Here is an 11,765-nt window from a genome sequence, read left to right as displayed (position 1 = left end):
GCGGATTGTGCGGTTGCCGGGCCCTTGCCGCTCTGGCCTGCTGCCTTTCAATACCTTTGAGTTCCCGCAAGTGCCTTTGAGTTCAACTTCTAGCCCTCCCCATACGCTCCCCTGCGGTCTCGGCTCCCCAGATCCTCCCCAGGAGTCCGCCCTCAGCGGGGTCCGGACCTGCGGCTATGCCCTACAAGTCGCACTCGCCGATGTGCCCCGGCTCGTACTTGCTCCCCGCCCGGGCGGCGGCCTCACGCCTTATGTCTTCCATACCGATGACGCAGTCTCCGCAGGCGCGCACTTGGTGCTGGCCGACGCCGCGGGGGTGGAGAACCTTGACGCAGGCGGTGGGGATCGTGCCTCGGTTGGGGTGGCGGAAGCAGACGCCGTCGTCCCACTCGTACAGGTCGAGGATCTGCTGGCGCTCCATCGCGTCTCCTAGGTAGTGCTGGTGCGGGGTGCGTGGGGGGCGCATAGCGCTGGTTCCCGCTGCCCGGGGTGAAACACCCTGCTCACTGGACGTTCACTCGATCAGGTGAACACACGTTCGAATCATGCACACTACAGCGAGCCCTGCGACATATGCCAGATAGCCGCAGGGCTGAGGGTGCGATGAGGGGTCAGAAGCGACAGTTTAGGTACTGACACATGATCGACTTCCCTCAACGGTTTGTCGAGTGCCAGCCCGCCGCAACCCTCGCCCCGACTGGGTCCGCTCTGAACAGCTCGCCCTCGGCGACCGCATCGCCGAACGCCGACGTGCCCTCGGCCTGTCGCAAGACCAGTTAGCCGACCGGATGGGGGTCGAGCGGCGCACCGTCCAGCGGTACGAGCGGGCCGTCAGCGACCCGCGGTATGCGGACCTGCTGCTCCTCGCGCGGGCGCTGGAGATACAGCCGGCGGCTCTTCTGCCTCCGGGTGAGTGACGTTGCTCAGCTGCCGCCGGGCGGTCTCGTCGACCTCTCGGTAGGCGCGGTGCAGCCCCTCGCCCACGCCGCATCGCTCGTCGATGGCGCGACATGTCCAGCAGCGGGTGGCGTGCCCTGTGTAGCGGCCGTAGGCCTCCTGCACCTTGCTGAGGCGGACGCCGGCCGCCGCTATGGGCGGCCCGCTTCCGCCAGCTGGTGGATGCTCTCTACCCTCGTCCACGTCGACGCACCACCTTGTGCTCGTCGGCCATGCCCCCGGGCCGTGTCCGCGGCCGCGGGGGTCCTGCATTGCAGGGTACCGCTGCGAGATAGGCGGTATAGGTCGTATGGGTCGTCTGATCTCGCGTGTCCGGGTAGGTCGTCCTAGCTTCGGGATCATGAAGTGGGAGCCGGAGATTCCGAGGTGGCGGCAGGTGTACGCCGTGATGTCGGAGCGCATCCTCGACGGCACGTATCCGCCCGAGGGCCGGCTGCCGTCGGCGATGGGGATCTGTGACGAGTTCGGGATCAGCCAGGTGACCGCGAAGCGCGTGTTGACCGAGCTGCGGAAGGCCGGCCTGGCGGAGATGCAGCCAGGGATCGGCACGTTCGTCACGGAACTGCCCCAGCCGCCGAAGTCATAGCCCGCTGTCAGAGGGGAGCACTACCCTGATCGGCATGCCCACCACTCCCCCGCCTTCGGGCCCCGCGCGCTCTGTCGAGGAGCTGAACGCGGCGATCCGTGCGCTGTTCTCGCACCGGGATGCCCGGCTGAGCGATGAGCAGCGGGAGGAGTACCGGCGGCTGCTGGCCGAGCTGAGGCAGGTCGAGCGCGGGGATGTTACGACCGCCGCTTAAGATCCGCTCGTGAGCGACATAGAGTTCCCCGACGATCTGATAGCCCTGGAGCGCGCCGCCTGGGAGGAGCACCGGGCTGGGCGGCTCACCGTCGCCACCGCCAACGCCGTCCAGGACGCCATCACCGCGCACGCCGAGGCGGTTGGGATGTCGCGCTACGACGTGGAGATGGCGCTGAAGAAGGCCGTGCGGCACGCGGAGGCCGACGCCTGAGCTGCGGCAGGGGGATAGCGTCTCAGACAAGCCGCCGATCCTGTGTCACCGTCAGGACATGAGCGATCAGAGTGAGATGCCCTTGTCAGAAGCCCTACTGCTGAAGCCTCGCCGCTGCACCGAATGCGGCGGCACCGAGAAGCCTCGTAGGGCGGACGCATCCGGCGCCTTCGATACCGATCCGGACCCGAAGGTCGTCGTCAGCTATGTGTGTACGAACAGGCAGTGCGGCAACAGCTCGGGCTGGTGACAGCAGCAAGCCCCGCCTCGGTGCATCACGCCGCGGCGGGGCCAGAGCAACCCGGCTTGTTCGTCGGGATGTTCCTTGCAGCTTAAGCGCCGCCACTGACAACGCTGAGGCGTCGCGTCGACAGGCGGTACTCGCCGGCAGGCCCCTGTAGCGGGCGGGCGGCGGGCAGCAGGTGCGGCGGGAGTTCGTTTCGGTGCCGGCGCATGATCTGCCGCAGGGCGCGCTCGGGGACCGGGTATGGGCGATGGGCCATGATCCCCAGCATGCCAGCAGATCACGCCTCGTCCGGCCAGGTCGTCAACACCGTGCCGGTGCCCTCGTCGACAAGGGTGATGCGCGCCCCGGGGCGGCCCCACTGCCCGATCCAGCCGGTGACCTTGCCGCGGGCGACGACCTCGCTTCCCCACCAGCCGTGCATGGCGGGGTGGCCGTCGGAGGTGAGGGTGAGGTGGTAGCGGCCGGGGTTCATGCGAGCCGGATCCCTCTGTGCCGGTTCGGCTCGCGGACGATCGCGCCCTTCGTCTCCAGCTCGACCAGCTGGTAGTGCACGGACGACGGCTGCATGCTCATGGCGGCGGCGAGCTCGGCGACGGTGGGAGCTTCGCCCTGGTCGGTGATGGCCGTGCGGATGTGGCGGAGGAGCTGCTCCTGCCTGTCGGTGAGGTACTCGACCCGGTGTCTACCCATGACCACAGTAGAAACCTTGTTCGATTTTTGGTGCAAGCTGGAGACGTGACCGACCTGCCGCCCGACCTGCCCCGCCTCCGCACCCTGGAGACGTGGCTCCAGCTCACCCTCGACCAGGTACGGCGGGCCATCGCGGCGGCCGAGACGCGGGAGCAGGAGCGGCAGACCGGCATCGAACGGCGGCCGGCACCACCGGACTGGCTGATCGAGCTCGGCCTCAACCGCGACAGCCCGCCCGTGCAGGTGCACGTCGGCGACTGCTGGAACAGCGGCAAGCGGGTCAAGGGCATCCGGCGGGACGAGGCGCTGCGGGCCCTCGCCGACGGGGTCAAAGCCTGCGGGGCGTGCCGGCCAGACAGTGAGCTCGGGTTCCTCGACTAGGCGCTGCGCGGCTCAGGTCACAGTCCACTGGCCGATGCTCCTAGCAAAGCCGCTAGCCAGCGCGAACTGGATCCTGGCGATCTCTGAACCGGTCGGGACCTCGAAGGTGACGAACCCCAGCCCGGTATCGCCAGGGGTAAGCGTCAGGCTTCCCCCGAAACCCGGACCAGCTGCCGTGTCGTCAACCGTCGAATTGAACTGCTGACCCTGACGGTCCCGGAGCTTCGCGCCATTGTCAGGCGCTTCGTCAAGCACCTGGGTGCCGATGTTCTTCAGTCGGAACTGCACGGCCACGAACCGCATCCCCGAGTCGGGGCTGGAAAATTCGTTCTCGGGCTGCGCTGGATCGACCACCTTCACGACGGTGACGGCGACTCTCTCGCCTTCCTCCGTGCCGGTCAGGTTGATTGTGTCGCCCACCGAAGCGACCGATGGCGTGTCGCTCGGGGCCGGGCTCGGCTGCTGAGGCACTGTCGTCGTTGTGTCAGCCGTGCGAGTCTCCGGTGTGGTGGCGACCTCCTTGTCGCCGCAGGCCGCCACCACGGCGGCGATCAGCATCGCCACCACGAGGTAAACCAGGCGATACATCTCTACTCCTCGACTCAGGCGCTCCGCGGCCGGCGCCCAGATTCCTTCTTCGCCGCGGCCTTCTTCGCTGGCTGCTTCTTCGGCGTCTTCTTGGCCGCGGTCTTCTTCTTGGGCATCTCGTGCACGTCGGCGTCCTCGCCGCGGCCCGCCCGCGCCTTCTGCACGGACTCGTTCAGGGCGGCCATGAGGTCGACGATCTGGCCCGGCTTCTGCTCCGGCTCCGGCACGGCGGGCGGCTCTTGGCCCTCCCGCTTGGCCTCGATGATCTGCTCCAAGGCCTCCGTGTAGGTGTCGCGGAACTCAGGATCCTCCAGGTCCTCGCGCGTCATGGAGTCCATGAGGGCGAGCGCGCCTTCGACCTCGTCGTCGGACAGCTCGACCGGCTCCGGCAGGAGCTCGGTGGGGTCGCGGATTTCGTCGGGCCAGCGCATGGCGTGCAGCACGATCACGTGGTCGCGTACCCGGAGCAGGCCGAGGCGCTCGCGTCCGGACCAGGCGTATTTTGCGACGGCGACTTTGGAGGAGCGGGCGAGGGCCATGGCGAGGAGCTTGTACGGCTTGGCCGCGACCTGGCCGGACGGCTGGAGGTAGTAGCCCTCGCCGATCCGGATCGGGTCGACCGACTCCAGCGGTACGAACGCGGCGATCTCGATCGCCTTCGCGGTCGGCAGGGGCAGGTCGCGCAGCTCCTCGTCGCTGATGGGGATGACCTGCTCCTTGGTGAGCTGGTAGCCCTTGCCGATCTCGTCGCTGGTGACCTCGCGGTCCTCGACCTCGCAGTACTTGCGGACGCGGACGCGTCCCATGTCCTCCAGGTGGTACTGGTGGAAGCGGACGGAGTGGTCTTCGGTGGCGCTTTGGACGTTGATCGGCACGGTTACGAGGCCGAACGAAATGGCACCTGACCACACGGTTCGGGGCATGGGGCACCTCCGCAGTAGCCCCGAGCAGCACCAGCCTACGAGCGGTCACGAGCATCCGCACGGCCACGCCACTCCCGCGTAGCGCAGACGCGCATCAAGCTGGGCATCGTGACTGAAGCATGGGGCGCCGTCATCGCTGGCATAGCCGCCGCCCTTGGGGCGGCCATCGGCTCGTGGGCAACCGCTCGCGCAGCGGTCAAGCAAGCCCTCACTCAAGGGCGCGAACAGCAACGCAACTGGCTCCTCGACCAGCGCCTAGCCGCCTACACCGAAATGCTGGTTGCCTACGACTCCATCAGGGAGGGCCTTACCAGGCTGGTCGAAGCCCAGGCCGACCCCTTTCACGATGCTGGCGATCCACCAACCATGGACATGCTCCAAGCCACAGGAAGACTTCACGAAAGCCGTGAGGTCCTGGCGCGGGCTCTACAGCGCATCGACCTGGTTGGACCGCGATCCATCATGCGCCCAGCCGTCGAAGCGGTCACGCAGGCAGTGGAAGAAGTGTTCCGCGCACGCATCGGCTACAGCCCAACCGATCATTCCGCCGAGGAGCGGACAGAGTGGCACCGAGCAGTAGGTGAGTTCAATGCCGCTCAGATCCTCTTCGTCGACCTGGCGAACGAGGCTCTCCACTCAAATGAGCTGTAGCGCCCGCCGAGACGGGGGGATGCTCGGCGGGCGCTGCGCTCAGTGTGGCACCCCGAGCGCAGGAAGGCCGGTATTCGGCTGCCGAGTTACCGCAGATAGCGGCACACTATCTGCGGTAGCAGCGGAGGCGACCTGGAGAAACGGGCGCACCGGAGGCTGCCGACTCGGGAAACTATCTGCGATAGACGAGGAGTGTCCTTGGGAACCGTCCACGCCCTGCCCGCGCGCAGCGCCACCCCGGCGCTGCGGAATGCCGCCGCCACCTACCTGGCGACCATCGCCGACGCCGGAACCGCCCGCACGTACCGCGTCGTCCTCGACCGGCTCGAGCAGCACTACGGTCCGGACGCCGACCTCGATACGCTCGCCGACCCTGACCGGCTCGCCGCCTGGTTCACCGCACAGTGGGGCGGATCGGCGCCGCGCACCTGGAACACGCGAATGAACGCGCTGCACTCGGCGACCGGCTACTGGCGCGAGCAGGGCTGGCTCACCGGCGACCCGACCATCCGCCTGCGCATGCGGCCCACGCCCGCCGACCGCGACCGCGCGCTCGGGCGCGACCAGGTGCAGGCCCTGCTCGGCGACAAGACCCCGGCCCTGCGCGACCGCGTGCTGTGGAGCCTCCTATACGAGACCGCGGCGCGAGCCGAAGAGGCCCTTCGTCTCGACGTGCCCGACCTCGACATGCCCGCCCGGACCGCCCGGACCCGTCGCAAGGGCGGCGCCCGGGACGTCATCGCCTGGCAGACCGGGACGGCTCGGCTTCTCCCCCGACTGCTGTCCGGCCGCCGCTCGGGCCCGGTGTTCCTCACCGACCGGCGGGCCCGGCCGTCTGTGGCCGTCGCCGACGTCGATCCGACAACCGGCTGCGCGCGGCTCTCCTACCGGCGCGCGGCCGAGCTGTTCGAGAACCACAGCGTGCGGGTGCTCGGCGAGAAGGCCACCCTGCACCAGTTGCGCCACTCGGCTCTGACCCACGCGGCGGAAGACGGGGCGAGTACGCCGATGCTGATGGCGTTGTCCGGCCACACGTCGGTGCGCTCGCTCGCGAAGTACGCACGGCCGTCCGCCGAGGCGCTCGCGCGGTGGCAGGCTGAGCGAGACCCAGCCCGGCGGTAGGGCATGTTATCGAGAGCCGCACTGCCGAACTCGGCACCGCTCTGCCCCCTTTGAGGTGAGCCTGCTGAGCAAGCCACCCGCCAAAGGCGCCCCAAAGACGAAGCGCCCCGCTCCCCTGCCGAAGCAGAGGGGCGGGGCGCTGTCGTTCACGCGGGTTCGTCGTCCGGCGGCCAGTCCGGCGCCAGGAACGGGTTGGTGGCCGGCGCGGGGATCGGCTGGGGCTCAGCCTCCCCCAGCTGCACGAGGGACCGCATGTCGGCGGCGGTGTCGTCCCGGCGCGGCCGGAGCGGGATCGGATCAGGCATGGCTCAGACTCCAGTTCGGTAGTAGTTCTCCACGTCGTCCGGTGTCTGCCGTGGCGTGCCGCCCAGCTCCAGCACCTGATCCCGTAGTGCGAGCGCCCAGCGGGACACCGAGTACAGCACCCCGCGCACCCGCACGATCTCCTGCTTCGTCGAGGCGAGATCCTCGCGAAGCTCCTTCTTGATGGCCTCGAACGCCGCCCGGTCCTCCGCCCGCTGGTTCGGTTCGGCCTGCGCCTGCGCCGCCGCCCGGGTGGCTTCCGCCGTTGCGGCGGCGGCCTGTCTCGTGGCCCGGGCCGCGAACAGCCCGGCGACCACCATTCCGACCGTGCCGAACGCGGTCACGATCCCCGCCCAGATACTCACCCGGGCCTGCCTTTCCGGGCAGGCCGCGGCACGTGGGGGACCGAATGCTCGGGCACCGTGGCCGCCCACATGATGACCCCGACATGCGAGGTGAGATACCAGACGGCGAGGAACCCTCCGCGGGTGAATTCGCCGGTGACGACAGCGGATGTGTAGGAGATCGCCCACACGGTGGGGGGAATCAGGGCGGCGACGAAGCCTGCCCAGTCGCGGCCGACGCGGAGGAACGCGGACGCGGTGGTGATGAGCCCGCAGGTGATCCACAACCAGGCCCAGGAGCTGAGGGGGCACATCTCCAGCAGGAGCCGGAGGCCTTGTGGTGCGGGCTGCGGGGCGACGATCATGCCGATGCCCCAGCAGGTTTTGCCGGTGCCGAGGATCGCGAGGAAGGCGCCGCGGCGGCCCAGCGTCGTCTGCAGCCGCCGGACCACCCGGCGCGGCACCTACACGCTCCGGACGGATGCGCCGCCGCCGAGGGCGGACTGTGCCTTGTTGCTGACACCGGCCGGCTTCCACAGGCCGAAGTGCATGAGGACGCCGGTGGCGAAGGAGACGAGCGACAGGACGACGGCTGTGCCGAGGTCGTAGTCGGGGCCCGGGTGGGCGAGCTCGGTGAGGAAGCCGGTGAGGGTGCTGAGGGCGAGGAGGAGGGTGGCCTTCACGCCGGGGTGGGTGACGTGCTTGGTGACCAGGCCGACGAGGACCGGGAGTACGACGGAGATGGCGAGGCCGATCCAGTAGGCCTTGTCGAGGGACGCGTTCATGGAGTTCTCGTTTCAAACGGGCTGCGCGAGGGAGCGGCAGCCGATGACGGTCCCGGAGGCGTTGCGCACCTCGCGGTAGGGGACGAGCAGGTCGCTGCGACGGTCGGCGAGCGCGAGGGCGACGACGAGGGAGACGATGTACTGCACGCCGTCGCGCTTCGGTGGGAGGTTCTGGGCGTGCCCGAACTCGACCAGCACGGGCCACATGCCGCTGCTGACTTCGAACGTGGCTAGCCGTGCGGGGGTCGCCTCAGGCGGGATGACCTCCCGCAGGTGCGGTTCGAGGTCGTCTATGCCGTCCTCGCGCTCGTTCGAGTAGAGGCGGATCGGGTGCGGGGTGAGGTTGAGGATCATTCCGCGAGCCGTTCGGCGAGCTTGATGGCGACCTTCTCCGCGATCTGCTCGGCGAGTGCCGGGTTCGAGGCGACGGCGGAGGCGAGGGCGGAGATGTCCGCGTCGCTCATGTCGACCGCGCGTGCAGAGCCCTCCAGGTTCCGCAGGCGGGCGACCGCCTCACGCACACCCTCAACGGTCGTCTGCAGGGTGTACTTCGCGGTCCACGTGTCGTTCGCGACGGTCTTCCCGTCCGCCCCGTAGTAATCGGGGTTGTTGTACGGCGGCCGGGCGGCCGGGATCACGTCCCGGGTCCAGACGCGGTCCAGGTCGCTGTTCTCCAGCGCGCCGCCGCCCGCGATGAGCTTCGCCACCACGGCGTCGGCGACCTTCCGCACGTCGCTGTCGGTCAGGGCCATGTCGTCGTTTCCTTCCCACTGTCCCGCCGGGAGCGCCAGGCACGCGGCCAGGTCGCGGCGGAAGTCGGTCATGTCGAACCCGCGCGGGTCGACCTTCCAGTCGGACCACTCCAGATGTCCGATGCCGCTCTTCGCGCTCCAGCCGTGCTCACGGCAGATCGCGGCCGTGGCCTTGACGATGGCGGCGTACTGGACGCGGGGCCACGGGTCCTTGCCGTCGCCCTCGTTCTCGCACTCCCAGCCGTAGAAGCGGGCGTTGCCGTCGACCGCGCCAGGCGATCCGTCGTGCTTGTGTGTCGCCGGTGGGCGGTCGGCGTAGGACTCGTTGATGACGGCGTCGAGCACGTCGCCGTCGCCGCCTCCGGCGTGGTTGGCGCGGCCGTTGCTGGTGAGGTGGACGACGCCGTCTTTGGTGATGCAGCCGGTGGAGAGTGGGCCGGGTAGTGCGCTGTGACCGTCGTAGATGAGGTTGACGACATCAGTGCCCGGGCCGGTGACGGTGTGATGGATCATCACGCCGTGCACGGGCCCCCACGCTCCGCGGTGGTTACGGTTGTGGGTGCGCCAGCTGCGGACCTCGTGCACGGTTACGCCCTCGGCACGGAGGACTTCCACCAGCCTCGCCGCGGACAGAGGTGTGGCCATGAGGCCTCCGGTCGTGAAAGGCCCCGGTCCGGGGCGCGGGTTTGGGGTGGCGGCTACAGGCTGACGGTGACGCCGTTGAAGCCGATCCACGGGGGTTTCGTCGTGCTGCTGAATCCGAACACCTCGAGGTAGCCGTCGGTGCGGACGTCGAGCTTGAGGGAGATGCGGTCGCTGGAGACGTCGGAGCAGGGGATCAGCACGGTGCGCAGCGTCGACGGCCGCACGATGCTCGGCAGGGCCGTGTTGTTGACGACATAGCTGCCCGCCGGTGACGTCGGGTACGAGGCCCGGGCCAGCGCCCCGCGGAACTGCAGGGACTCCTCGCCAGAGATGTTGAGGAGCCGGTACTGGAAGGTGCCGTTGTCGTTGCCGTTCTGCGTCCACGGCGACGCCGGTGTGATGGTCGTCCACGAGGAGCGGCCCACCGACACGGCGACCCATGCGGTGCTGTCCCACACGTCGAGGCGGTTGACGTCCTGCAGCCACGTCAGCATGCCCTCGGTCGGTGCGGTGAGGGTGGCGCCCCGCGCGGAGGCGGAGGCGAAGCGCAGTACGCCGCGCGGGATGACGCCGTCGGCGAGGGCCTTGATGGCGTCGGGGATGGACGGGGGATCGGTCATCTGCCAGAGGGCGATGCCCTGGCCCCACTGGTCCGGCGCGGTCACAGGCCCTCCTAGATGGTGTAGCTGATGCCGTCGAGGGACACCCACTGCGGCAGGTTGATGGACTGGAAGGTGCGCAGCGCACCGGCCGCGGTGATCTCCAGGCGGCACACGGACGGCATGGTCGACGCGTCGCGGGCCACCGCCCACGCCGCGGCCACGCCCGGGCGGATCGCGGTGGGGATGGTGGCGAGGGTGTCGCCGTCGGGGATCGTGCCCGAGGTGGGTCCGATGCGGCCCCGCATCCAGATGCGACGTCCTTCCCGCAGGTAGGAGGCGGTGTAGCCGTGGCCCGGGTTGGTGTAGCCGGCCGAGAGGGTGAGCGGCACCCAGTCCGGATCGACCGTGGTGGTCCGCCCCAGGGCGAGCCAGTTGCCGCTGCTGGACTGGGTGATGACGATGACGTCACCTACGGCGGGCTGGCTGTAGGTGTCCATGCAGCGGATGTCGTCGATGCCGTCAGCGTCGACGGTGCCGTTGCCGTTCTCCGCGGTGACCGTGGCGGTTCGCCAGTCGGCGCCGCGCACCGATGGGGCGCGTTCGCCGACTCGCTGCGCCTTGCGGGAGATCGCGGCGCTCAGGTCGCGGTGAGCGCTCGGCGCGGGCTTGCTCACGCGTCCTCCTTGGCGCTGATGGTGGAGATCGGGAAGTCGCCGGCCTCGCTGAGGGGCACGGTGAACGCGGCGGCCTGGTGCAGTTCGCGGGTGCCGTCCTCGTGCGTCACCCGCAGCACATCGCCGGGTTCGAGCGCCGGGTTCGGCAGGGAGCTGATATCGCCGGAGGCGTTCGGCGCCCGGCTCTTGGCGAGCTCTGCGTTCGCGGCCTGGGCGCATGCGCTGAGAGTGGTGTAGGCGCTGGAGGAGACGAACTTCGGGCGGCGGCCGAACGGTCCGCCCCAGTACGTCGGCGATCCCGGATCGTCATCGACAGCCAGGTAGCTGATCGGCGGGACGTTCTCGCTCGTGTTCTCACCCCTGGCCAGGACGCCGTTGCGGACGCCATCGCTGCTCATGGCCCGGTTGGCGGAGATGTAGACGCCGCCCTCGACAGCTTCGATCGCCCACACCGGCGGCGTGGTCAGCGGGTTGGGCAGCTGGCTGATGACGAACACGCCGTCGGCGTTGCAGTAGACCTCGGCTCCGGCTGCGGCGGCGATCTCCTGCGCACCGGCCCACGGGTCGCCCTCCACGTCGAAGACGCGGGAGCCGATCGGGGTGTCGGCAATGAGGCTGATGACGTCGGCGGTGGGGATGCTGCGCTGGATGAGCGCCGTGACCGCGCCGACCACGGTGCCGGACACCTTGTACGGCTCCGTGAATTGGTCGTCGGTGACGATCGCGGACAAATCCTTGCCCTGCAGACTGACGGGACCTTCGGAGACGTCACCGTCGGCAGTGTCGAGCCTGAACAGGCCCAGCGGCACCAGCTCCTGCGTGCCGTCGCCGTAGTCGATGCCGCGGGAGATCCGCAGCCTGGCCCCGTAGGTGGCGAGCTGGTCCGTGGGCGTGCGCGGGATCAGGGACGGGTCGGCGACGGTGACGGTGCAGGTGCGGCGGATCGCCTGGGCCCGGTCGACGGTGACGCTGCCGCCCGTGTGCTCCAGGTTGAGCACGCGGCCGTCGGTGAGGAACAGCTGCACGCTGGTGGCCACCCGGTGCGGCTCGGCGAGCCGCCGCAGGAAACGCTCCGACACCGGATACAC

Annotated in this window: 21 protein-coding genes; 7 read left to right on the top strand and 14 right to left on the bottom strand. The window is 69.3% G+C overall.

All coding sequences use genetic code 11. The features are described 5' to 3' along the window. Positions 1-181: 181 nt before the first annotated feature. Positions 182-421 (bottom strand): hypothetical protein, encoded by a 240-nt coding sequence (locus ACIRDU_RS26900; RefSeq protein WP_403583677.1) that lies wholly within the window; start codon positions 419-421, stop codon positions 182-184. A 247-nt stretch (positions 422-668) separates the two neighbouring features. On the opposite strand from ACIRDU_RS26900, the gene ACIRDU_RS26895 reads away from it, so the two are divergent. The 4 genes from ACIRDU_RS26895 (at position 669) to ACIRDU_RS26880 (ending at position 1,970) form a co-directional block, all read left to right on the top strand. Next, the gene (locus ACIRDU_RS26895) at positions 669-917 is read left to right on the top strand and encodes a helix-turn-helix transcriptional regulator (protein WP_403583675.1); all 249 of its coding nucleotides are present in this window, start codon (positions 669-671) and stop codon (positions 915-917) included. Positions 918-1,297: 380 nt separating this feature from the next. Further along, positions 1,298-1,543, top strand: a complete 246-nt coding sequence (locus ACIRDU_RS26890; protein ID WP_403583672.1) for a winged helix-turn-helix domain-containing protein — start codon at positions 1,298-1,300, stop codon at positions 1,541-1,543. 34 nt (positions 1,544-1,577) lie between these two features. Beyond that, positions 1,578-1,757 carry a hypothetical protein gene (locus tag ACIRDU_RS26885; RefSeq protein ID WP_403583669.1) on the top strand — a complete coding sequence of 60 codons (180 nt, stop codon included), beginning with the start codon at positions 1,578-1,580 and terminating at the stop codon, positions 1,755-1,757. A gap of 9 nt (positions 1,758-1,766) precedes the next feature. Beyond that, positions 1,767-1,970, top strand: a complete 204-nt coding sequence (locus tag ACIRDU_RS26880) for a hypothetical protein (RefSeq protein ID WP_403583667.1) — start codon at positions 1,767-1,769, stop codon at positions 1,968-1,970. Positions 1,971-2,494: 524 nt separating this feature from the next. Here ACIRDU_RS26880 and ACIRDU_RS26875 read toward each other — a convergent pair. Together ACIRDU_RS26875 and ACIRDU_RS26870 are read right to left on the bottom strand one after the other, a co-directional pair. Beyond that, positions 2,495-2,689, bottom strand: coding sequence for a hypothetical protein (locus ACIRDU_RS26875; RefSeq protein ID WP_403583664.1), 195 nt, complete (start codon positions 2,687-2,689; stop codon positions 2,495-2,497). Continuing rightward, positions 2,686-2,907, bottom strand: coding sequence for a LexA family protein (locus ACIRDU_RS26870; RefSeq protein ID WP_403583661.1), 222 nt, complete (start codon positions 2,905-2,907; stop codon positions 2,686-2,688). Before ACIRDU_RS26870 ends, ACIRDU_RS26875 begins: the two co-directional genes overlap by 4 nt. Before the next feature lie 45 nt (positions 2,908-2,952). Here ACIRDU_RS26870 and ACIRDU_RS26865 point away from each other — a divergent pair, with 45 nt between their 5' ends. Next, entirely contained in the window at positions 2,953-3,288 is a 336-nt protein-coding gene (locus ACIRDU_RS26865) for a DUF6233 domain-containing protein (RefSeq protein WP_403583659.1), read from the top strand. Between the two features lie 12 nt (positions 3,289-3,300). Here ACIRDU_RS26865 and ACIRDU_RS26860 read toward each other — a convergent pair whose 3' ends face one another. Together ACIRDU_RS26860 and ACIRDU_RS26855 are read right to left on the bottom strand one after the other, a co-directional pair. Next, complete coding sequence (locus tag ACIRDU_RS26860) at positions 3,301-3,876, bottom strand: DUF4352 domain-containing protein (RefSeq protein WP_403583656.1); 576 nt, start codon at positions 3,874-3,876, stop codon at positions 3,301-3,303. Positions 3,877-3,890: 14 nt separating this feature from the next. Next, positions 3,891-4,799 carry a Ku protein gene (locus ACIRDU_RS26855; RefSeq protein WP_403583654.1) on the bottom strand — a complete coding sequence of 303 codons (909 nt, stop codon included), beginning with the start codon at positions 4,797-4,799 and terminating at the stop codon, positions 3,891-3,893. 108 nt (positions 4,800-4,907) lie between these two features. Here ACIRDU_RS26855 and ACIRDU_RS26850 point away from each other — a divergent pair, with 108 nt between their 5' ends. Both ACIRDU_RS26850 and ACIRDU_RS26845 read left to right on the top strand, forming a co-directional pair. Further along, the gene (locus ACIRDU_RS26850; protein WP_403583653.1) at positions 4,908-5,450 is read left to right on the top strand and encodes a hypothetical protein; all 543 of its coding nucleotides are present in this window, start codon (positions 4,908-4,910) and stop codon (positions 5,448-5,450) included. Between the two features lie 198 nt (positions 5,451-5,648). Then, positions 5,649-6,572 (top strand): tyrosine-type recombinase/integrase, encoded by a 924-nt coding sequence (locus ACIRDU_RS26845; protein ID WP_403583650.1) that lies wholly within the window; start codon positions 5,649-5,651, stop codon positions 6,570-6,572. A 146-nt stretch (positions 6,573-6,718) separates the two neighbouring features. On the opposite strand, the gene ACIRDU_RS26840 is transcribed toward ACIRDU_RS26845, so the two are convergent. From ACIRDU_RS26840 to ACIRDU_RS26800, 9 genes are read right to left on the bottom strand one after another with little or no spacing between them, the layout of a single operon-like run. Next, positions 6,719-6,877, bottom strand: a complete 159-nt coding sequence (locus ACIRDU_RS26840; RefSeq protein ID WP_391098347.1) for a hypothetical protein — start codon at positions 6,875-6,877, stop codon at positions 6,719-6,721. A 3-nt stretch (positions 6,878-6,880) separates the two neighbouring features. Continuing rightward, on the bottom strand, positions 6,881-7,240 hold the full coding sequence (locus ACIRDU_RS26835) for a hypothetical protein (protein ID WP_403583647.1): 360 nt from the start codon (positions 7,238-7,240) through the stop codon (positions 6,881-6,883). Beyond that, a complete protein-coding gene (locus ACIRDU_RS26830) occupies positions 7,237-7,683 on the bottom strand; it encodes a hypothetical protein (protein WP_403583645.1) in 447 nt (148 codons plus the stop codon). Before ACIRDU_RS26830 ends, ACIRDU_RS26835 begins: the two co-directional genes overlap by 4 nt. After that, positions 7,684-8,004 carry a hypothetical protein gene (locus tag ACIRDU_RS26825; RefSeq protein ID WP_403583643.1) on the bottom strand — a complete coding sequence of 107 codons (321 nt, stop codon included), beginning with the start codon at positions 8,002-8,004 and terminating at the stop codon, positions 7,684-7,686. Positions 8,005-8,016: 12 nt separating this feature from the next. Then, entirely contained in the window at positions 8,017-8,358 is a 342-nt protein-coding gene (locus ACIRDU_RS26820; RefSeq protein WP_403583639.1) for a hypothetical protein, read from the bottom strand. Further along, a complete protein-coding gene (locus tag ACIRDU_RS26815; protein WP_403583636.1) occupies positions 8,355-9,401 on the bottom strand; it encodes an N-acetylmuramoyl-L-alanine amidase in 1,047 nt (348 codons plus the stop codon). The genes ACIRDU_RS26820 and ACIRDU_RS26815 overlap by 4 nt, the downstream gene beginning before the upstream one ends. Before the next feature lie 53 nt (positions 9,402-9,454). After that, entirely contained in the window at positions 9,455-10,066 is a 612-nt protein-coding gene (locus ACIRDU_RS26810; protein WP_403583634.1) for a hypothetical protein, read from the bottom strand. Positions 10,067-10,074: 8 nt separating this feature from the next. Beyond that, entirely contained in the window at positions 10,075-10,677 is a 603-nt protein-coding gene (locus ACIRDU_RS26805; protein WP_403583631.1) for a hypothetical protein, read from the bottom strand. Continuing rightward, entirely contained in the window at positions 10,674-11,756 is a 1,083-nt protein-coding gene (locus tag ACIRDU_RS26800) for a DUF5047 domain-containing protein (RefSeq protein WP_403583628.1), read from the bottom strand. Before ACIRDU_RS26800 ends, ACIRDU_RS26805 begins: the two co-directional genes overlap by 4 nt. Positions 11,757-11,765: the final 9 nt, after the last annotated feature.

It is taken from the genome of Streptomyces sp. NPDC093598 (genome assembly GCF_044764825.1).
In the GTDB taxonomy this organism is placed as follows: Bacteria; Actinomycetota; Actinomycetes; order Streptomycetales; family Streptomycetaceae; genus Streptomyces.
Note: the sequence above shows the minus strand (reverse complement) of the source record. Positions and strands in the feature narration are given on the sequence as shown.